The following is a 19,006-nucleotide window of genomic DNA, read 5'->3' as shown; positions in this document are numbered from 1 at the left end:
ACAAGCGAGTAGGGTCGACAGAAGCGGAGTGTTGAGCGATGGCGGCAGGTGCGGAAAGTCCCCGTGAGCGGTACCGCAGCCAGGTGCGCGCGGAGATCAAGGCGCGGGCCTGGGAACAGATCGCCACGGCCGGGGCGTCGGGGCTGTCCCTGAACGCCATCGCCAAGGAACTGGGCATGAGCGGTCCGGCGCTCTACCGGTACTTCGCGGGCCGGGACGAACTGATCACCGCGCTGATCCGGGACGCCTACCGCGGCCTCGCGGACACGTTCCGTGCCGTCGCCGAATCGGGTTCGGGTCCAGAGGGTCTCGCCCATGCGCTGCGCGGCTGGGCTCTGGAGGACCCCCAGCGGTACTTCCTCGTCTACGGCACGCCCGTCCCCGGCTATCACGCACCCGACGACATCACCGCCATCGCCAAGGAGATCATGTCGTCCCTGCTGGACGTCTGTGCCGCGGCCTGGACCGAGGCCGGGACGCCGGCCGCCGACGCACTGGTCACCCATCTCGCGGACCACCGGCAGTGGGCGGACGGGCACCCGGCTTCCGCGGGGGTCCTGCGCCGGGCGCTGCTCTTCTGGACCCGGCTGCACGGAGCCCTGTCGCTGGAACTCGCCGGCCACTTCTCGGGCATGGGGTTCGACCCTGAGCTGCTGTTCGCCGCCGAGGCCGACGAACTGGCGGCTACGCCCTGACGATCGCGCACCTGCGGCGCGGCGCAGGTCTTTCACCGGCTGCCGACAGCCGGTGAAAGACCTGCAGATGGTCAGTCGCGAAGCGCCGCGGGCTCCGCGTCCACGTCCGCGTCCATGACCGTGCCCGCGCCCGTGTCCACATCCGTGCCCGGGTCCGTACCGGGCTTCGCGCCCGCCGGAACGGACCTGGCGACCACGACCGAGTGTCCGTCGCGGCTTGTACGCAGCCCGGTGAGTGTGATCAGCAGACCCGCCAGGGCAATGCCCGTGACCACTATCAGGCCGGGACGGTAGCTGTCCAGGACGGCCTGTGGTGAGGCGTGCGCGGGCGTGTTCGCCGTCACCACCGCCGTCACCACCGCGAGGAAGACCGCACCGCCGACCTGGACCGACGTGTTGAGCAGCCCGGAGACCATGCCCTGCTCATGGTCCTCGACCCCGCTCGTGGCCTGGATGTTGAGCGACGGGAAGACCAGTGCGCAGGCCGCGCCGATCAGCAGCATGCTCGGCAGGATCACGGCCGCGTACACCGGGTCGAGGCTGACGCGCAGGAAGAGCGCGTACCCGACGACCATCAGCGCGAAGCCGACCGCGATCAGCCGCTGGGTGCCGAACCGGTCCACGATCGCGCCCACCTTCGTGGAGGAGACGGCCACGAGCGCGCCGGCGGGCAGGAACGCGAGCGCCGTGTGCAGGGCGGACCAGTTCAGCAGCGACTGCATGTACAGCGTGACGAGGAACTGGAAGCCGACGTACGACCCGAAGAAGGCCATCGCCCCGAGCTGGGCGCGTACCTGGTTGCCGGAGCGCAGCACGCCGAGGCGCACCAGGGGCCCGGCCGAGCGCCGCTCGATCCGTACGAAGACGGTGAGGAGCACGGCGACGGAGAGGAAGGACAGCAGCGTGCGGACGGAGGCCCAGCCCGCCTGCGGCGCCTGCACGACAGTGAAGACGAGCAGCAGCATCGAGGCGGTACCGACGACGGCGCCGGGGATGTCGTAGCCGTCGTGGTCCTTCTCGCGTTCGCTGCGCGGCAGCAGTCTCAGGCCCGCGAGCAGGGCGACCAGTGCGATGGGCGCGGGCAGCAGCATGGTGAGGCGCCAGCTGGCCTCGGTGAGCAGGCCGGAGAGCACCAGCCCCATCGAGAAGCCGGTGGCCGCGCAGGTCGTGTAGATCGACAGGGCGCGGTTGCGCAGCGGGCCCTCGGCGAAGGTCGTGGTGATGATGGACAGTCCGGCCGGCGCGGTGAACGCGGCGCTCAGGCCCTTGATGAAGCGGCTGGCGATCAGCAGAGGGCCGGAGTCCACGAGTCCGCCGAGCAGCGATGCGAGGGCGAACACGCCCAGCGCCACCAGGAAGACCTGGCGTCGGCCGAGCAGGTCGGCGGTGCGCCCGCCGAGGAGGAGCAGCCCTCCGTAGCCCAGGATGTAGCCGCTGACGACCCATTGCAGTGTCGATGTCGTCAGATGGAGGTCGGACCCGATGGACGGCAGGGCGACGCCGACCATCGACACGTCCAGCGCGTCCAGGAACATCGCGGCGCACAGCACCAGCAGGGTGCCCCACAGCCGGGGCGTCCAGCGTCCTTCGGACGTGGGAGTGGTGAACGGAGAGGTCATATCCACAGACTACATGCGCATGCATCCAATGCAAGCGCATTTAAATAGGATGCGGCAGTGATCGCCTTCTGCTACGCGCGACTCGCGTCCTCCGGCCCGGCGTTGACGTGGGACCCTGTTCAGCTCCAGTTCACGCCGGACTTCTCGCGCCACAGCGCCGCCACCGAGGCATCGCCGGAGACTTCCGGGAACGGCAGCCGATTCCACAGGGACAGATACAGCCGCACGGTCGGCCCCGCCACCTCGCAGTCCGCTTCGCCGGTGTCGCCCCGCACGGTGACGGGTGGATCGTCCGACAGCCGTACGGTCCATACCGCGTTGTCGGCGTCCGTCGCCCGCAAGCGCAGCGTCAGTGGCTTGTCGCTGCGGACCCTGCTGTGCTTACGGCCGTGGAAGCCGAACAGCAGTTCCTCGATGCCGTCGCGTGCGAAGTCCGTCGCCATGCCGGAGGGGACGCCGCCGAACGCCGCCTCCGCGTCGACCCTGTGCACCGCCGTCTCGTGCGCCTGCCGCCGGGCCCAGAAGGCTAGCGGCGAGGGTGCGGGCAGCAGCTGCCAGCACCGCACATCGGGGGCGGCGCGGGAGAGTGTGTCGACGAGACAGCGGTGCCCTTCCCGGAACCAGGCGAGCAGTGCGTCGCCGTCGAGGTCCGGCAGCCCGCCGTCCGGACGGTAGGAGGTGAGCTCCTCGGCGACGAACGCCGCCGCCCAGCGGTGCACCATGCCCGTGTGCCGCAGCAGATCCCGTACCTGCCAGCCGGGGCAGGTCGGCACGTCCGCGTCGGTACCCGCCTCGGCCGCGGTGGAGGCCATCAGCCGGCCCTCCCGGTCCAGGATCCGTACGTACTCGGCAGTCTCCATGAGGCGAGTGTGCCGGAAGGAGCCCGGTCGGCGGGAGGACGATACCGGCGCCGCTCAGGTGCCGAAGCGGCGCGGGCCCGCCGCTCACAGCCGTACCGGAAGCCGCAACAGATGGAACCCGTCCCCCGGCCAGTGCCCGAACTCCAGCTCGCCCCGGTCCACCGCGAGCGCCGTGTCCGGCCTCCGGACCAGCACCCGGTCCAGGGCGACCGAGGTCATGAGCCGGCCCAGGGCGGCTCCCAGACAGTAGTGGGCGCCGTGCCCGAAGGCGAGATGTCCGTCGCCGCGTCCGAACTCCCGGGTGATGTCGAGGCCTTCTGGAGCCTCGCCGTACTCGCGCGGATCGTGGTTGGCGGCGAGCAGGGCCACGGTCACCGTCTCGCCCTTCTTCAGGAGGGTCCCGGCGAACTCGAATTCCTCGGTGGCGTACATCGAGGCGCCGATGCGGACGACACTGACGTGGCGCAGCAGTTCGGGCACCGCGCGCTCCAGCAGGGCGGGCTCGCCGCGAAGCAGCGCCAGCTGGTGCGGGTGGTCGAAGAGGGCGAGGAACCCATGGGCGAGGAACAGCGCGGGCGGGGTGATGCCGGTGCTGATGAGCAGGAAGACCACGGAGATCAGTTCGTCATCGGTCAGAGGCTCGCCACGGCCCCGGTCCCCCTCGATCAGCGCGGAGATCAGGTCCCCCGCGGGCTCGGCCCGGCGTCGCGCGATCAGATCCCTGACATGGTCCACGATGCCGACGAGCCCCTCGACCGTCCGGCTGCCGTCGCCGTACGCGAAGTCGTGGATCCAAGCGCACACACGCTCACGGTCCGCCTCCTCGACGCCCACGAGCTCGCAGATCACGGCGGTGGCCAGTGGATGGGCGAACTCTCCCAGCAGATCGGCCCCGTGGTTCCCTTTGAGCCCGCGCAGCAGTTCCTCGGCGGTTCGCTCCACGAAGGGCCGCAGGTCCGCGACGCGGCGGGCGGTGAACGCCCGGGTGAGGGGTGCGCGCAGGCGGGCGTGCTCCTCGCCGTCGAACAGCGCCAGATGGCCCGAGATGTATCTGACGTACTCGGCAGGGAAGCCCTCGAACGCCGCCTCCAGCAACTCAGCCTGCGGGTCCCCGGCCTCGGACCCGCCGGGGACGGCGGAGCGGTCGCGCACGAGCCGGGGCTCGGCCAGGGCCGCTTTGACGTCGGCGTACCGGGTGATGAGCCGGGCCGGGGTCGTGAGGCCGGGAAGCACCACCTGGGGCAGCCCGTCCCGCGAGCGGAAGTCCGCGTAGGCGGCGTGGGGGTCCTCCACCTGTTCGGGGGTCAGATGGACCGGGCAGGCCGGGGAGGACGTGGCGGACGGCGCGGTGACGTGGTGTGAGGTCATGCGGCAGAGCCTGGCCCGGATCGCCTTCACGGCGGTTTCAGCGTGGTTTCACGGCCGTCCGTCCTCCGTGCGCCGTGTCGCGTACCCGATCGCGGAGGCGACCGCGGCCAGTGCCGCGACGCTGGTCAGCGCGGTGGGCAGCGAGTACAGGTCCGCCAAGAAACCGATGGCCGGCGGCCCGAGGAGCATGCCTCCGTAGCCGAGGGTCGAAGCGATCGCGACCCCGCCGGGACCCGCGAGCGCCCCCGCGCGTTCCACGGCTACCGGGAAGAGGTTGGCGAGGCCGAGCCCTGTGACCGCGAAGCCGAGCAGGGCCGCCCATGCGGAGGGAGCCAGTGAGCCGAGCAGCATGCCGGACGCGGCCGTGGCGCCGCCCGCCACCACCGTGCGGACCCGTCCGAACCGTTGCAGGACCGCCGCGCCGCCCAGCCGCCCCCCGGTCATGGCCAGCGCGAAGCACGCGTACCCGGCCGCCGCGACGCCCGCGTGGGCGTGGAGGTCCTGCTGCAGATGCAGAGCGCCCCAGTCCGCCAGCGCGCCTTCGCCGTACGCGGTGCACAGGGCGATCAGCCCGAAGACGGTCACCAGGCCGCGGGTGCGGGCGTTCGGGCGGTGTGGGGTGCGCTCGCCCGGTGCGACGCGGTCCGGCGGGGCCGGGGGCTCCTGCCGCAGCAGCGTGCGCCCGGCGACGGCGGTCACGAGCAGGCCGGTCACGGTCAGCCCGAGCAGATGGACCGTGGGGGACAGGTGCCCCGCGACCAGTCCGCCGAGCGTGGCGCCCGCCATCCCGCCCAGGCTGAACGCCGCGTGGAACTGCGGCATCACGGGTCGGCGCAGGGCGGCGACCAGGTCGACGGCGGCACTGTTGAACGCGACGTTGATACCGCCGTACGCGGCACCGAAGACCAGCAGGACGAGACCGAGCGCGGTCACCGAGTGCGTGAGCGGGGGCAGGGCGACGCTCAGCGACAGCAGGATCGCGCAGACCACGGTCACCGGGTGACTGCCGAAGCGACGGCAGAGCCGTCCGGTGAGGGTCATCGTGATCACCGCTCCGGCGGAGACCCCGAGCAGCGCGAGCCCGAGGGCGCCGGCCGAAGCGCCTGTCTGCTCCTTGATGGCCGGGATGCGCACGACCCAGCCGGCGAAGACGAAGCCGTCGAGGGCGAAGAAGGCGGTCAGGGCGATACGGAGGGGGGTGAGGTCGCGATCTGGCATGACGTCGCAGGTAGCTAGTTTGTTTAGCAGCGGCACAAACTCAGTGTAGGAGGGTGCCCCGGGCGGGAGCAAGCGGGAATCCGGCCCGGAGAGGTCGCGAGCGCACGAGCGGAGGGAGGGGCCATGACCCGCCGTGTCTGCTTCCGGGGCATGCTGCGCAGCCGGACCATTGCGACGATGCGGTGAGCAGTGTGCGCGGGGCGCGGCGCGCGCGAGGAGGCGCGAGGAGGAAGGTACCGCCTTCACGCGTACGGCCTCGGACCCTTCACCCCAGCGCCTTGTCCAGGTTGAACGCCGCACTGATCAACGCCAGGTGGGTGAACGCCTGCGGGAAGTTGCCCTGTTGCTCACCGGTGTGGCTGATCTCCTCCGCGTACAGCCCCAGATGGTTGGCGTAAGTGAGCATTTTCTCGAAGGCCAGGCGGGCTTCGTCCACGCGCCCGGCACGGACGAGGGCCTCCACGTACCAGAACGAGCAGATGGAGAACGTGCCTTCGTCACCCCGCAGGCCGTCCGGAGTGGCCTGGGGGTCGTAGCGGTAGACCAGCGAGTCGGACACCAGGTCCTGGGTGAGGGCGTCCAGCGTGGACAGCCACTTCGGGTCGGTGGGCGCGATGAACTTGGCCAGCGGCATCATGAGCAGGGCCGCGTCGAGGACATCCCCGTCCTCGTACTGGACGAAGGCGTGGCGCACATCGGACCAGCCCCGCCGCATGATCTGCCGGTAGATCGTGTCGCGGGCCTTCATCCAGTGGGCCAGATCGGCGGGCAGGCCCCGGCGGCGCGCCATCCGGATGGCCCGTTCGATCGCCACCCAGCACATCAGCCGGGAGTAGAGGAAGTTCTTGCGTCCTCCGCGCGTCTCCCAGACGCCCTCGTCGGGCTGCTCCCAGTGGTTGCAGACCCAGTCCACCAGCTCGCACACGTCGTCCCACTCGTCGCTGGAGATGGGCTGCGCCCACTTGTCGTAGAGATAGATCGAGTCGATGAGCGCGCCGTAGATGTCGAGCTGGAGCTGGTCCGCCGCCGCGTTGCCGATCCGCACCGGGGCGGAGCCCTGGTGGCCCTCCAGATGGTCGAGTTCGTGTTCGGGCAGGTCTGTGCGGCCGTCGATGCCGTACATGATCTGCAACGGGCCCGACGGCCCGCCGTCGCCCGGAATGATGTGCTGCATCACGAACTTCATGAACGCCGCGGCTTCGCCGGAGAAGCCGAGGCGCAGCAGGGCGTAGACGCAGAACGCCGCGTCCCGCACCCATACGTACCGGTAGTCCCAGTTGCGTTCTCCGCCGATCTGCTCGGGAAGGCTGGTCGTGGGCGCCGCGACGATCGCGCCGGTCGGCGCGTAGGTGAGCAGCTTCAGCGTGAGGGCCGAGCGGTGCACCATCTCACGCCACCGGCCGCGGTAGCGCGAGGCGGACAGCCAGTGCCGCCAGTACGCCACCGTGGTGGCGAACTGCCGCTCCGCCTCGGCCCGTGCGCACATGCGCGGAGCCAGCCGGGCACCGACCTGGTCCAGCGCGAACACCGCCGACTCACCCTCGGTGAGCTTGAAGTCCGCCCAGACGTCGACCCCGTCGCCTTCCAGGGGAACGGTGGAGGTCAGGGCCAGCGACAGCGCCGAGGAATCGAAGATCGCAGCGTCGCCGAGCAGCCGGGTGGTGTGCGACTTCCTGCCGTAGTCGAAGCGCGGCGCCACCCGCACGCGGAAGGGGAGGGCGCCGCGCACGCACAGCACGCGCCGGATCAGCCGGTGGCGGTCGGACTCCACCGCGTCCTCGCCGATGGGCATGAAGTCCTGCACCTCACCGACGCCGTCCTCGGTGAAGAATCTCGTGATCAGTACATTGGTGTCGGGGAAGTAGAACTGCTTGGTCCGGGCCGGCACGGTCGCGGCCAGCTGGAAGGAACCGCCCCGCTCCGCGTCCAGGATCGAGGCGAAGACGCTCGGGCAGTCGAAGGCCGGGCAGCAGTACCAGTCGATCGTGCCGTTGGTGCCGACCAGGGCCACGGTGCGGAGATCACCGATCAGACCGTGGTCGGCGATCGGCTGGTAGCGACAGCTTCCCGTTGTGTACTGATCGCTCGGCGTCCCGGCCATCACAGCCTCCCTGACACCACACCCGGCATACGAAGGGTGGCTCCCAGCTTAGGCGCATGTGCAAGCGGCAGCACGGTCAGACCGTGATCACGCGGACGCCTGCCTCCTCGAACCGGCGCACCGTCTCCGTCTCCGCCTCCGCGTCCGTGACCAGCGTGTCCAGCGCCTCCACCCCGCAGATCCGGGCGAAGGCGCGGGTGCCCAGCTTGCTCGAGTCGGCCGCCACGATCACCCGTTCGGCGCGCTCGCACAGCAGGCGGTTGATCGCGGCCTCCGCCTCGTCGTGCGCCGCCGCACCGTGCGCGACATCGAGCGCCACCACTCCCAGCACCGCCACGTCGAGGGTGATCTGCCCGAGCACACCGTCCGCGAGGGGCCCGACGAGCTCGTACGACTGCGGTCGTGCCACGCCACCCGTCACCACGATCTTGAACTGGGGGCGGACGGCCAGCTCGTTGGCGATGTTCAGGGCGTTGGTGACTACGGTCAGCGCGGGCGAGCCCGACGCCAGGTCGCCGCGTACCGCCAGGGCGCGCGCCACCTCCGTCGTCGTCGTGCCTCCGGTCAGTCCCACGGCCTCGCCGGGCGCGATCAGGGCGGCCACCGCCGCCGCGACACGCTGCTTCTCGGAGGCGTGGCGGGCGGTCTTGTACCGCAGCGGCAGTTCGTACGACACCCCGTGCACCACCGCGCCGCCCCGGGTGCGCACCAGCATCTGCTGCTCCGCGAGCTGGTCGAAGTCCCTGCGGATCGTAGCGGCGGACACCTCCAGCTCGGCCGCCGCCTCCTCGACCTCCAGCCGTCCCCGTTCGACGAGCAGTTCCAGCAGTGCCTTCCAGCGGGCGTCGCGTGACATCCGCGCCCTCCATTTCCTCAGCGGTCGTTCTTCGGCCGATTTCCTCAGCCGCCGTTCCCCCGGCCGGTCGATCCTGACCGAATGCTTGATTATGCTCGAAACTTGTCCCTATCTTGCAAGAACAAGCATGAGCGGGAGGGGTGCGGCATGACGCACAGGACCCATGTCGAAGCCGAACTGAACAGCCAGCCCGAGTGCTGGGTCCGCGCCGCCGCGGACGCGCACACCCACAAGGACCTGCTGCCCGGGGAGGGGGAGCGGGTCGCGGTCGTCGGGTGCGGGACCTCGTGGTTCATGGCGCAGTCCGCCGCCGAACTGCGCGAGCGGTCAGGACAGGGCGAGACCGACGCCTTCGCCGCCTCGGAGTTCCCCCATGGGCGTGACTACGACCGGGTCCTCGCCCTCACCCGGTCCGGCACCACCACCGAGGTGCTGCGGCTGCTCGACCGGCTCAGGGGACGCACCCGGACCATCGCGATCACCGGGGATCCGCACACGCCCGTGACAGCGGCGGCCGACGAGGTGATCCCGCTCGTCTTCGCCGACGAACGCTCCGTCGTCCAGACCCGGTTCGCCACCTCGGCGCTCACCCTGTTCCGCGCCCACCTCGGCCTGCACACGGACGCCGTCGTCGCGGATGCCTGTGCGGCCCTGGAATCGCCGCTGCCCGAAGGGCTCGTCGACTGCGGCCAGTTCACCTTCCTGGGACGGGGCTGGACCGTCGGACTCGCGAACGAGGCAGCGCTCAAGATGCGCGAAGCCTCGCTGGCCTGGACCGAGGCCTACCCGGCGATGGAGTACCGGCACGGCCCCATCAGCGTCACCACGCACGGCACCGCGACCTGGATGCTCGGTGAGGCACCCGAAGGCCTCGCCCGGCAGGTCGGCGAGGCCGGCGGGCGCTGGGTGGCCGGCGGACTGGATCCGCTCGCCGAACTCGTGCGTGTGCAGCGCCTCGCCGTCGCCGTGGCCGCCGCCCGCGGGCTCGACCCCGACCGGCCGCGCCATCTCACCCGCTCGGTGATCCTTGCCCCCGCCACCGGACCGGACGCCCGCTGAGAAGGAGGAGCCGTGCCCCTCGCATCCACCGGTGACCTGGTCGCCGCCGCCATGGCGGACCAGGGCGCCGTCGCCGCGTTCAACGTCATCACCCTCGAACACGTCGAGGCCGTGATCGCGGGCGCCGAGTCCGCCCGCGCTCCCGTCGTGCTCCAAGTCAGTGAGAACGCCGTCAAGTTCCGCTATGGCCGGCTGCTCCCGCTCGCTCGCGCCGCCGCCGAGGCCGCCGCTCGCGCGGCGGTGCCCGTCGCCCTCCACCTCGATCACGTCCAGAGCGACGACCTGCTGAGGCAGGCACCCGGCGCCGGGTTCAGCTCCGTGATGTACGACGCGTCCCGGCTGCCGTACGAGAACAACCTCGCCGCCACCCGAGCCGCCGCCGATTGGGCTCATGCCCAAGGGCTTTGGATCGAGGCGGAGTTGGGGCAAGTAGGCGGGAAGGACGGCGAACCGCCACCCGATCCGCACACGCCGGGCGCCCGCACCGACCCGCTGGAGGCAGCCGCCTTCGTGGCCGACTCGGGCGTCGACGCACTGGCCGTCGCCGTCGGCAGCACCCACGCGATGGCCACCCGCACCGCCGCGCTCGACCACGCCCTCCTCAAACGGCTGAGCGCCACACTGGACGTGCCCCTCGTACTGCACGGTTCCTCCGGACTGCCGGACGACGAACTGAGGGCGGCCGTCTTTGGCGGCATGGCGAAGGTCAACATCGGCACCGCGCTGAATGTCGCCATGACCGGAGCGATCCGGGAGTTCCTCGCGGCGCACCCCGAGGCGGTCGATTCACGCACCTATCTGGGAGTGGGACGCAAGGCCATGGCCGCGGCGGTCGCCCACCTCGTCACCGTGCTGAGGGGCGCACCGCGCCCCGGGGCCGTCGCCGGGGAGACTACTTCCTGACGGCCTTGAGGATCACGAACTTCGCGTCACTCGCGACCAGTTCGCAGTTGCCGAAAAGGCGGCGCAGCGTCACGTGGTAGCCGAGATGACGGTTGCCGATCACCCACAGCTCGCCGCCCGGCCGAAGGGCCCGCCGCGCCCCGGTGAACATCCGCCGGGCCGTGGCGTCCGTCGTCGCCTGGTGGGAGTGGAACGGCGGATTGTTCAGGACCAGGTCGGCGCTCGCCTCCGGCACCCCTGACAGACCGTCACCCACACGGAATTCGGCGGTCCCGGAGGCGTTCTCGCGATACGTGGCCTCAGCCGAGGCCACCGCCTGGTACGACTCGTCGACGAACAGCAGCTCGGCCTCGGGGTTGGCAAGTCCCGCGGCCAGACCGACGACCCCATTGCCGCAGCCCAGGTCCACCACCCGCTCGGGGCCCTGGGTTTCCGGAAGATGCCTCAGGAACAGGCGGGTCCCGATGTCGAGCCGGTCGGCGCAGAACACCCCCGCGTGGTTGGTGACCGTGCGGCCGGACAGCGGTCCGATGCCGTCGGGAAGGCGGTAGCGGTACGGCCACGGGTCGGCGCCCCGGTCCAGTCCCGGGTCGGGAGTGCAGAAGATCAGCCGGGCCTTCTGCTCGGCGAGCGAGGTGCGCGTCGGCCCGAGGACGCGCTCGAACAGCTTCAGCGTCGAGGTGTGGATCTCCTTGACCATGCCCGCGCCGACCACCACCGTGCCCTCGTGGACGGCGGGCGCCAGCCGGTGCAGCTGGTCCTCCAGCAGCGCGAGGCTCTTGGGCACCCGGATCAGCAGCACGTCGATTCGGCCGGGCGGCGGGTCCTGGGTGGTGAGCAGCCGCACCGCGGACGCGTCGGCCCCGCCGCGCGCGAGATTCGCGCGGGTCGCCTCGCGGGCCAGGAAGGAGTCGGTGATCTGCGCAGGGCCGTGCGCGGCGAGCGCCGTGGTGAGCGCGCCCCAGCGGTCGCCGACGATCACCACCGCACCGTCCAGCGGGGTTCCGCTCGCCGCGAGATGCCTCAGCAGATAGGCGTCGGACGCGTCCCAGGCGCGCAGCCGGTCGCGGGGATCCTCGGGGAAGCGGGTCAGCGCGTACTCGCCCCAGGGCGTGGTCAGAGGGTCGTTCATAGGTGGTCCAGGCTATAGGTCCCGTGCCGCGGCTCGGCCCCGGTGCCCGCCCGGTGCCGGGGACGGGATGCGTGATGATGGGGCCATGCACGCCGAGCTGTTCCCGCGAGACCGCGCGCAGGTCGCACCCGGCGCGGTCCATGTGCCGGACTGGCTGGACGAGAGCCGCGGGCTCCGGCTGCTGCGGGCGTGCAGGCAGTGGGCCCGGCCGCCCGCCGGGCTGCGCACCGTACACACGCCGGGCGGCGGCACGATGACCGCCCGGCAGGTCTGCCTCGGCTGGCACTGGTACCCCTATGGCTACGCCCGTACGGCCGTCGACGGCGACCGAGCGCCCGTGAAGCCGCTGCCCGACTGGCTGGCCGGACTGGGCCGTGAGGCGGTCGGCGTCGCCCTCGGCCCGGAAAGCGTGCCCTCCGAGCCGTACGACATCGCCCTGATCAACTTCTATGACGCGGACGCCCGCATGGGCATGCACCGCGACAGCGACGAGAAATCCGCCGCCCCCGTCGTGTCACTCAGCCTCGGCGACACCTGCGTATTCCGCTTCGGCAACGCCGAGTCCCGGGCGCGCCCTTACACGGACGTGGAACTGCGGAGCGGGGACCTGTTCGTGTTCGGCGGCCCGGCGCGCCTCGCCTACCACGGCGTGCCGCGGGTGCTTCCGGGTACGGCGCCACCCGGCCTCGGACTGACGGGGCGGCTGAACATCACCCTGCGGGTCAGCGGGCTCGGACCGGCCCCCGAGCGGATCATGGGAGACTCGCCCTCATGACTGGCAAGGCGGGCTCCGGGACGACCGGGGAAGTGACCACACGGACGCGGCTGGACCGGGGGCGCGGGGCGCTCGGTCCCGCGCTGGAGCTGGTGCACACGGGCCGTGCGCCGACGCGGGCCGTGCTCACCGCCGAGCTGGGCGTCACCCGCGCGACGGCCGGAGCGGTCGCCGCCGAGCTGGTGGCACTCGGGCTGATCCGCGTCGACTCTCACCCGGGTGCCGCCGCCGGGGCGCAGGGACGGCCCTCGCACCGGCTGGAGATCGCCCGGAACGGGCCCGTCGCGCTCGCCGCCCAGGTGCACGCGGACGGGTTCCGCGCCGCGCTCGTCGGGCTCGGAGGACACATCGTCGCCACCACGCCCGGGTGCGAGATCATCGACGCCGACCCGGCGAAGGTGCTCGGCTCGGTGGTCGAGGCGGGCGCCGAACTGCTGCGCGAGACCGGCCGGCGCTGTGTCGGCGCAGGGCTCGCCGTGCCGTCCGCGGTCGCGGAGCCCGAGGGTCTCGCGCTGAACCCCCTGCATCTCGCGTGGCCGGCGGGCGCGCCCGTGCGGGGGATCTTCGCGGAGTGCGTGCGCGCCGCGGGCATAACCGGACCGGCCTTCGCCGCCAACGACATCAACCTCGCGGCGCTCGCCGAGCACCGGCACGGCGCGGGCCGCGGAGCGCGCGACCTGCTGTGCGTGGCCACCGGACACCGGGGTGTGGGCGGCGCGCTGGTGCTCGACGGGCGGCTGCACACGGGCAGTTCGGGTCTGGCTCTGGAGGTGGGCCACCTCACGGTCAACCCCGAGGGCCGCCCCTGCCACTGCGGCGGCCGCGGCTGCCTCGATGTGGAGACGGACCCGCAGGCGTTCCTCGCGGCGGCCGGCCGGGACGTCGGCTCCGAGGTCTCGCCGCTCCACCAGGCGAACGACCTCATCCGCGACCGTCACCCGGCCGACCCGTCCGTCCGTACCGCCGTGGAGACGCTGATCGACCGACTGGGCCTCGGGCTCGCCGGGCTGGTCAACATCCTCAATCCGGACCGCATCATCCTCGGCGGACTGCACAGCACCCTGCTCGATGCCGACCCCGAACGGCTGCACGCCGTGGTCGCCGACCGCAGCCTGTGGGGCCGCAGCGGTCAAGTCCCCGTCCTCGCCTGCACGCTCGACCACAGCAGCCTCGTGGGCGCGGCGGAGCTGGCCTGGCAGCCGGTGCTGGACGACCCGTTGGCTGCCCTCGCCTGATCTGCGAGGCGGGCGGGCACGAGCCCGGCGTCCTCAGGCGGAGCCCGGGACGCTCGCGTCCGCCTCCACGGCAGTGGACGCGACCGGCGCGGCCCCGCGTGGCAGGCGCCGGGCGAGGGGCAGGACCGCCGCGCCGAGGACGAAGCCGTACACGGCCACGAGTCCGTGGCCGTTCTCCTGGGCCAGCCACATCGCCAGCCCGGCCGCGGGCACGCTCAGCGCCAGCAACCGTTCCTTGGACGTTGTGCCGGACAGCAGCAGGGCCCCCGCGAGGGTGGCGGCGAGGAAGTACGTCGCGCCGGAGCTGCCCGCGAAGTTGCGCGGGTCGGTACTGCGGGCCGTGTCGCCGAACAGCGCGTCGATGCGCTCGGGGAGCAGGATGCCCGCAGCGAACAGGGCCGGCATGAGCGGGCCGCGCCAGAACCACTGCGCCAGCGCGGCGATCACCGCGAGGGTGACGAGGTTCCAGACAGCGCCGAACACACCCCCGTTCTGCATGAAGACGGAGGTCACCACCCGCCACCACCCGCTCTTGCGCGGGTCGCTGTCCAGCGCGTCCATCGCACCGGACCAGCTGAGCTGGAGCACCACCCCGCCGACCGCGACAGCCGTGAGGGCCACGGCCACCCAGGGGAGGGGACGACGGCGCACCGTGTCCTCCCCGACGAGAGCCAGCCCAACCTTGAACATCAGCACCAGCAACGCCGCAGTCGTCACGTTGAACACTATTGCGCCCACGCGGATCGGCCCCCCCCAAAAAAAGAACGATCATTGTTTCGGTCGGAGAGCACCATAGCCCGGGGGCGCAAGGAACATGGAGCGGGGACCGGGGGCGAACCGGTCCAGGAGTGGTCGCGGGGCAGGGCAGGAGCCAGGCGGGGTCCCCCCCCGGTCAGCCGGCGACGGCCGACCGGGCGGGAGTGTGCTCCTTCCTGCGGTCTTCCTCCGTGACCCGGTCGTCAGCCGTGATCGGGTCGTCCACCGCGAGCGTGCCGACCGGTGTCGGCGCGTCGAGCGAGGTCTCGTAGGGCGTCAGACTCCGTACCCGCCGGGCATGCGTCGAGGACGGAGCGGGAAGCGTGAACCAGACGACCTTGCCCGAGTCGCCGTCCGGGCGCGCTCCCCAGCTGTCTGAGACCGCCGCGACCATGGCGAGACCGCGTCCGCCCGTGTCGTGGACATCCGCGTCGCACATCACCGGCAGACGAGGGTCGTGGTCGTGCACAGAGACGGTGAGCCGGTCGAGGAGCAACTCGAGCTCGACCGTGCAGGTCTTGTCCGGCTGGGCGTGCAGGTGGACGTTGGTCAACAACTCCGTCACACCGAGCGCGGCCCGGTCTATCAAAGGATCCAGATGCCAGTAGCGCAACTGCGCCGATACGATTCTGCGGACTTGCCCGATCCGCGACGGCAGGGCTTGGAGCTCCACCGTGCACTGCCTGCTTGGCTGGGTGATCACGGCTGCGACTCCCCGAATTGAGGTCCGGAAGAAGACGAAGATCGGATCCAGCAGGAGGGCCTGGTCGTACCCGCCGCCTGCTGTGCGGCTGAGTACCCCGGCCGCCCGGTGCGGAGCGGCTTCGTACGGGGCCGCCCGCTTCCTGAACCGGCGAGCTGGTTCTTCAGCGTTATCGCCGGTAAACCCAGAGTGATGTGAGACCAGCGTGACGCAAGGGGCGAGGTCCTGCAACTCGCACCGCGCTCAGCCTCCGTGCCGGGCCGCCCGATGGACCGCCTCGACGAACCTGCGGGCCGACGAGGTGCCGGGTCGTCCCGGTGCGGGGTCGTGGTCGGCCAGGGTCAGTGAGTAGCGGGTTCCGTTGAGATCTGCCAACGCCCGGTCCTGCGGCGCGAACCAGGGCTTCGACGCCCGCACCGCCTGCACCGGCGCGCTGTCGATCTCACTGCCGTAGCTGGTGAGCAGCCGTAGCCTTCCGTCGCTGATCCGGACCTGTCCCGCCCGGGTGAGCGACCGCAGCCGTTTTCCGATCCGCACACCCGTGGCCGTGAAGTCCGGCTCCGCCATGATGTACCGCCCCCTTGTGCTTCGTCGGTCCCGGTCCGGATCCCTCATGGGCCATGATCCGGCGTGGCCTGATCGCGTTCGGTCGTGGTCCAGGGTGCTGCCGCGGGGGTTCCGCCGCCCGCGCGGTGCACGTGCACACCGAACGGCGTCCCGCCGTGCAGTCTGCACGCACCCGGCGCCTCGCACCAGTGTGCCTGGCGAGGCGGCACTCCGTATCCGGCGCACTGGCGCAGATGTGCCCCACCGTTTCGCGCCGTTCGCCCCAGCGGCTCCTTTGAGCCGCTCAAAGAGACGTTTATGCAGGTGAGAAGCGTGCAAAAGCTGTCTATGATCGAGGCGTCCGACCGTGTGAACGAGCCGTCGGCACACCTCGGTAAGGAGTCCCGCGGTGAGCACCCCGCAGATCAACCGCCCCGGCGGAACGTACGACGTCGACCGCAGCGACGCCGAGTACCGCACCTGGCTCAAAGAAGCCGTCCGCAAGGTGCAGGCGGACGCCAACCGATCGGCCGACACGCATCTGCTGCGCTTCCCGCTGCCCGAGTCCTGGGGCATCGACCTGTATCTCAAGGACGAGTCGACCCATCCGACCGGCAGCCTCAAGCACCGCCTCGCCCGGTCCCTCTTTCTCTACGGCCTGTGCAATGGCTGGATCCGGCCGGGGCGCCCGGTGATCGAGGCGTCCAGCGGTTCGACAGCGGTCTCCGAGGCCTACTTCGCCAAGCTGATCGGTGTGCCCTTCATCGCGGTCATGCCACGTACGACGAGCGCCGAGAAGTGCCGCCTGATCGAGTTCCACGGCGGCCGGTGCCACTTCGTGGACGATTCACGGAAGATGTACGAGGCCTCGGCCGCGCTCGCGGCGGAGACCGGGGGCCATTACATGGACCAGTTCACCTACGCGGAGCGGGCCACGGACTGGCGCGGGAACAACAACATCGCCGAATCCATCTTCCGCCAGCTGGAGTTGGAGCGGTTCCCGGAGCCGGCGTGGATCGTCGCCACGGCCGGCACCGGCGGCACCTCGGCGACCATCGCGCGGTATGTGCACTACATGGGCTACGACACGCGCGTGTGCGTCGCCGACCCGGAGAACTCGTGCTTCTTCGAAGGGTGGACGACCGGCGATGCGGACGTCACCTGTGACCACGGCTCACGCATCGAGGGCATCGGCCGGCCGCGGATGGAGCCCAGCTTCGTGCCCGGCGCCATCGACCGGATGATGAAGGTCCCTGACGCGGCCAGCGTCGCCGCCGTACGGGCCCTGGAGGGTGCCATAGGCCGCAAGGCGGGCGGCTCGACCGGCACGGGGCTGTGGAGCGCGCTGAAGATCATCGCGGAGATGGTGGCCGAGAGGCGCACGGGCAGCGTGGTCACCCTGCTGTGCGACCCCGGCGACCGCTACCTGGACAAGTACTACTCGGACGAGTGGCTCGCCGGGCAGGGGCTGGAGATCGCCCCCTACGCGGAGGCCATCACCACGCTGCTGTCGACCGGGGTGTGGCCGGACTGAACCCGGCCGGGGCCTCGTGCCCCTCTACGTCCGGCGACGTCACCGCGCCGCGAGCCTCGCGTCCAGCGCCGTCACCGCGCCCCGGAAGGAGCGCCCCAGGCCGCCTCGCGCGCCCTTCAGCACCGAACGGAAGGCCAGCGGCCCGTCGGCCGCGAAGGTCCACTGGACCCGGGTGCCTGTGCCGGCGGGCACGAGCCGCCACTCCTCCAGGAGCGCGCGCATTCCCGGCACGTTGGTCTCGTCGACCCGGTACGCGTACACCTCGTTCGGTTCTGCCGCCACGATCGTCTCCCGGAAACGGGTTCCGCCCACGAGGCGCACCTCGCGCCGGTCGCCCCCGTCCAGGGGCCTGGCGGAGGCCACGGCGGAGAACCACTCGCTCCAGCCCGGGACGTCATCGGCGAGGGCGCGGTAGACCGCCTCCGGGGCCGCCGTGATCTCCCGGGCGAAGACCAGCCGCACGGGCGCTGTCCGTGTGAAGTCGAGCCCCACCGGGCGCAGCAGGCGTGCCATGGACGCAAACCCCCTCGCGGGAAGCGGAGTTCCCGAGTACAAGCATCGGTATCACATCGGCGCCACACTAGCTGGCGGCCCGTCAGATGTCTGTACCACCTTCGGTCGGGTAGCCGTTCTCGCCTCCGTCGCCGTCTTCGCCTCTGCCGCCGTTCGAGGCTCGGTCGCCGTCTTCGGCTTCCCCGGCCACGATCAGCCGCCTCAGATGTTCCGAGATCTCCGCCCGCGCCCCGGAGGGCAGTCCCGCGTCCGTCACCAGCGTGTCCACCTGCTCCAGCGCGGCGAACGAACTCAGGCCCACCGTCCCCCACTTGGTGTGGTCCGCGACCACCACCACACGCCGGGCCGACTGGACGAGCCGCCGGTTGGTCTCCGCCTCGGCCAGGTTCGGCGTCGACAGGCCCGCCTCCAGCGATATCCCGTGCACACCGAGGAACAGCACGTCGAAGTGCAGCGAGGCGATCGCCTGGTCGGCCACGGGCCCCACGAGGGAGTCCGAGGGAGTCCGGACACCACCGGTCAGGACCACCGTGGCGCCGCCCTGCCGCTGCCCCGAGGTGCGCTGCGCCGAGTGGAACACATCGGCCACACGCACCGAGTTGGTGACGACCGTCAGATCCGGAACATCGAGCAGATGCTGGGCGAGCGCGTACGTCGTCGTCCCGCCGGACAGGGCGATCGCCGAGCCCGGCGCGACCAGCTCCGCCGCGGCCCGCGCGATGTCCTCCTTGGCCGACAGCTCCAAGCCCGACTTGGCCTCGAACCCCGGCTCATGGGTGCTCGCCTCCGCCAACGGCACCGCACCGCCGTGCACCTTCTCCAGGACACCCTGACGGGCCAGCGCGTCGAGGTCCCGGCGTACCGTCATGTCGGAGACACCGAGCTTGCGCGTCAGCTCGTTCACACGCACGCCGCCGCGCCGGCGCACCTCGTCCACGATCAGGGCACGGCGCTGCTCCGCGAGGAGGTTCTGATTCTCGCTCACGTCAGCTCCGCTCCTTTTCGCCCGACGAGTCATAAAAACGGCAACCGCACCGGCTCCGACGTGGTCGTTCTCCCGCCGCCGGTGCCGGGGTCGCCCCATCCTCGCACGGGACGCTGTGAGTGGTGCCATCCCGGACCTCACCGGTGCC

18 protein-coding genes are annotated in these 19,006 nt (G+C 71.3%); 6 read left to right on the top strand and 12 right to left on the bottom strand.

The genetic code is table 11. From position 1 onward, the window contains the following. Window positions 1-38 precede the first annotated feature (38 nt). Entirely contained in the window at window positions 39-695 is a 657-nt protein-coding gene (locus ABZ845_RS08465) for a TetR/AcrR family transcriptional regulator (RefSeq protein ID WP_360974714.1), read from the top strand. Window positions 696-766: 71 nt separating this feature from the next. Here the strand turns inward: ABZ845_RS08465 and ABZ845_RS08460 are convergent, their stop codons facing one another. The 6 genes from ABZ845_RS08460 to ABZ845_RS08435 all read right to left on the bottom strand — a co-directional run bounded on the left by ABZ845_RS08460 (window position 767) and on the right by ABZ845_RS08435 (window position 8,717). Further along, entirely contained in the window at window positions 767-2,314 is a 1,548-nt protein-coding gene (locus ABZ845_RS08460; RefSeq protein WP_360974711.1) for an MFS transporter, read from the bottom strand. Between the two features lie 119 nt (window positions 2,315-2,433). Continuing rightward, window positions 2,434-3,174 carry a maleylpyruvate isomerase family mycothiol-dependent enzyme gene (locus ABZ845_RS08455; RefSeq protein WP_360974709.1) on the bottom strand — a complete coding sequence of 247 codons (741 nt, stop codon included), beginning with the start codon at window positions 3,172-3,174 and terminating at the stop codon, window positions 2,434-2,436. A gap of 84 nt (window positions 3,175-3,258) precedes the next feature. Continuing rightward, window positions 3,259-4,542 (bottom strand): cytochrome P450, encoded by a 1,284-nt coding sequence (locus tag ABZ845_RS08450; RefSeq protein WP_360974706.1) that lies wholly within the window; start codon window positions 4,540-4,542, stop codon window positions 3,259-3,261. 48 nt (window positions 4,543-4,590) lie between these two features. Then, window positions 4,591-5,760, bottom strand: coding sequence for an MFS transporter (locus ABZ845_RS08445; RefSeq protein WP_360974703.1), 1,170 nt, complete (start codon window positions 5,758-5,760; stop codon window positions 4,591-4,593). Between the two features lie 265 nt (window positions 5,761-6,025). Next, entirely contained in the window at window positions 6,026-7,861 is a 1,836-nt protein-coding gene (locus ABZ845_RS08440; RefSeq protein ID WP_360974700.1) for a glycoside hydrolase family 15 protein, read from the bottom strand. A 76-nt stretch (window positions 7,862-7,937) separates the two neighbouring features. Then, entirely contained in the window at window positions 7,938-8,717 is a 780-nt protein-coding gene (locus ABZ845_RS08435) for a DeoR/GlpR family DNA-binding transcription regulator (RefSeq protein WP_360974697.1), read from the bottom strand. A gap of 147 nt (window positions 8,718-8,864) precedes the next feature. On the opposite strand from ABZ845_RS08435, the gene ABZ845_RS08430 reads away from it, so the two are divergent. Together ABZ845_RS08430 and ABZ845_RS08425 are read left to right on the top strand one after the other, a co-directional pair. Continuing rightward, window positions 8,865-9,776, top strand: a complete 912-nt coding sequence (locus ABZ845_RS08430; protein ID WP_360974694.1) for an SIS domain-containing protein — start codon at window positions 8,865-8,867, stop codon at window positions 9,774-9,776. A gap of 12 nt (window positions 9,777-9,788) precedes the next feature. After that, the gene (locus ABZ845_RS08425) at window positions 9,789-10,679 is read left to right on the top strand and encodes a class II fructose-bisphosphate aldolase (RefSeq protein WP_360974691.1); all 891 of its coding nucleotides are present in this window, start codon (window positions 9,789-9,791) and stop codon (window positions 10,677-10,679) included. Here the strand turns inward: ABZ845_RS08425 and ABZ845_RS08420 are convergent. Further along, window positions 10,669-11,811, bottom strand: coding sequence for a methyltransferase (locus tag ABZ845_RS08420; RefSeq protein ID WP_360974688.1), 1,143 nt, complete (start codon window positions 11,809-11,811; stop codon window positions 10,669-10,671). The two genes, ABZ845_RS08425 and ABZ845_RS08420, sit on opposite strands and share 11 nt — an antisense overlap. An 85-nt stretch (window positions 11,812-11,896) precedes the next feature. On the opposite strand from ABZ845_RS08420, the gene ABZ845_RS08415 reads away from it, so the two are divergent. Both ABZ845_RS08415 and ABZ845_RS08410 read left to right on the top strand, forming a co-directional pair. After that, entirely contained in the window at window positions 11,897-12,586 is a 690-nt protein-coding gene (locus ABZ845_RS08415; protein ID WP_360974685.1) for an alpha-ketoglutarate-dependent dioxygenase AlkB, read from the top strand. Then, window positions 12,583-13,821 carry an ROK family protein gene (locus ABZ845_RS08410; protein WP_360974682.1) on the top strand — a complete coding sequence of 413 codons (1,239 nt, stop codon included), beginning with the start codon at window positions 12,583-12,585 and terminating at the stop codon, window positions 13,819-13,821. Before ABZ845_RS08415 ends, ABZ845_RS08410 begins: the two co-directional genes overlap by 4 nt. A gap of 33 nt (window positions 13,822-13,854) precedes the next feature. On the opposite strand, the gene ABZ845_RS08405 is transcribed toward ABZ845_RS08410, so the two are convergent. The 3 genes from ABZ845_RS08405 to ABZ845_RS08395 form a co-directional block, all read right to left on the bottom strand. Continuing rightward, on the bottom strand, window positions 13,855-14,538 hold the full coding sequence (locus ABZ845_RS08405) for a hypothetical protein (protein ID WP_360974679.1): 684 nt from the start codon (window positions 14,536-14,538) through the stop codon (window positions 13,855-13,857). Window positions 14,539-14,713: 175 nt separating this feature from the next. Beyond that, on the bottom strand, window positions 14,714-15,280 hold the full coding sequence (locus ABZ845_RS08400) for an ATP-binding protein (protein ID WP_360974676.1): 567 nt from the start codon (window positions 15,278-15,280) through the stop codon (window positions 14,714-14,716). A gap of 243 nt (window positions 15,281-15,523) precedes the next feature. Beyond that, a complete protein-coding gene (locus tag ABZ845_RS08395) occupies window positions 15,524-15,847 on the bottom strand; it encodes a hypothetical protein (protein WP_360974673.1) in 324 nt (107 codons plus the stop codon). A gap of 388 nt (window positions 15,848-16,235) precedes the next feature. Between ABZ845_RS08395 and ABZ845_RS08390 the strand changes: the two genes are divergently transcribed. Next, on the top strand, window positions 16,236-17,360 hold the full coding sequence (locus ABZ845_RS08390) for a PLP-dependent cysteine synthase family protein (RefSeq protein ID WP_360974670.1): 1,125 nt from the start codon (window positions 16,236-16,238) through the stop codon (window positions 17,358-17,360). A gap of 39 nt (window positions 17,361-17,399) precedes the next feature. Here ABZ845_RS08390 and ABZ845_RS08385 read toward each other — a convergent pair whose 3' ends face one another. Together ABZ845_RS08385 and ABZ845_RS08380 are read right to left on the bottom strand one after the other, a co-directional pair. Then, window positions 17,400-17,873, bottom strand: a complete 474-nt coding sequence (locus tag ABZ845_RS08385; RefSeq protein ID WP_360974667.1) for an SRPBCC family protein — start codon at window positions 17,871-17,873, stop codon at window positions 17,400-17,402. An 82-nt stretch (window positions 17,874-17,955) separates the two neighbouring features. After that, window positions 17,956-18,858 carry a DeoR/GlpR family DNA-binding transcription regulator gene (locus tag ABZ845_RS08380; RefSeq protein ID WP_360974664.1) on the bottom strand — a complete coding sequence of 301 codons (903 nt, stop codon included), beginning with the start codon at window positions 18,856-18,858 and terminating at the stop codon, window positions 17,956-17,958. Window positions 18,859-19,006: the final 148 nt, after the last annotated feature.

Origin of the sequence: Streptomyces sp. NPDC047022 (assembly GCF_040644155.1) — a bacterium.
In the GTDB taxonomy this organism is placed as follows: Bacteria; Actinomycetota; Actinomycetes; order Streptomycetales; family Streptomycetaceae; genus Streptomyces.
The sequence above is the reverse complement of the archived record's forward strand: the minus strand, read 5'-3'. Positions and strand labels throughout refer to the sequence as shown.

Coding starts and splice junctions, on each gene's coding strand:
- ABZ845_RS08460 (WP_360974711.1), bottom strand. CDS start 2,314: ATGACCTCTCCGTTCACCACTCCCACGTCCGAAGGACGCTGGACGCCC.
- ABZ845_RS08385 (WP_360974667.1), bottom strand. CDS start 17,873: ATGGCACGCCTGCTGCGCCCGGTGGGGCTCGACTTCACACGGACAGCG.
- ABZ845_RS08415 (WP_360974685.1), top strand. CDS start 11,897: ATGCACGCCGAGCTGTTCCCGCGAGACCGCGCGCAGGTCGCACCCGGC.
- ABZ845_RS08420 (WP_360974688.1), bottom strand. CDS start 11,811: ATGAACGACCCTCTGACCACGCCCTGGGGCGAGTACGCGCTGACCCGC.
- ABZ845_RS08450 (WP_360974706.1), bottom strand. CDS start 4,542: ATGACCTCACACCACGTCACCGCGCCGTCCGCCACGTCCTCCCCGGCC.
- ABZ845_RS08440 (WP_360974700.1), bottom strand. CDS start 7,861: ATGGCCGGGACGCCGAGCGATCAGTACACAACGGGAAGCTGTCGCTAC.
- ABZ845_RS08445 (WP_360974703.1), bottom strand. CDS start 5,760: ATGCCAGATCGCGACCTCACCCCCCTCCGTATCGCCCTGACCGCCTTC.
- ABZ845_RS08395 (WP_360974673.1), bottom strand. CDS start 15,847: ATGGCGGAGCCGGACTTCACGGCCACGGGTGTGCGGATCGGAAAACGG.
- ABZ845_RS08410 (WP_360974682.1), top strand. CDS start 12,583: ATGACTGGCAAGGCGGGCTCCGGGACGACCGGGGAAGTGACCACACGG.
- ABZ845_RS08430 (WP_360974694.1), top strand. CDS start 8,865: ATGACGCACAGGACCCATGTCGAAGCCGAACTGAACAGCCAGCCCGAG.
- ABZ845_RS08465 (WP_360974714.1), top strand. CDS start 39: ATGGCGGCAGGTGCGGAAAGTCCCCGTGAGCGGTACCGCAGCCAGGTG.
- ABZ845_RS08455 (WP_360974709.1), bottom strand. CDS start 3,174: ATGGAGACTGCCGAGTACGTACGGATCCTGGACCGGGAGGGCCGGCTG.
- ABZ845_RS08435 (WP_360974697.1), bottom strand. CDS start 8,717: ATGTCACGCGACGCCCGCTGGAAGGCACTGCTGGAACTGCTCGTCGAA.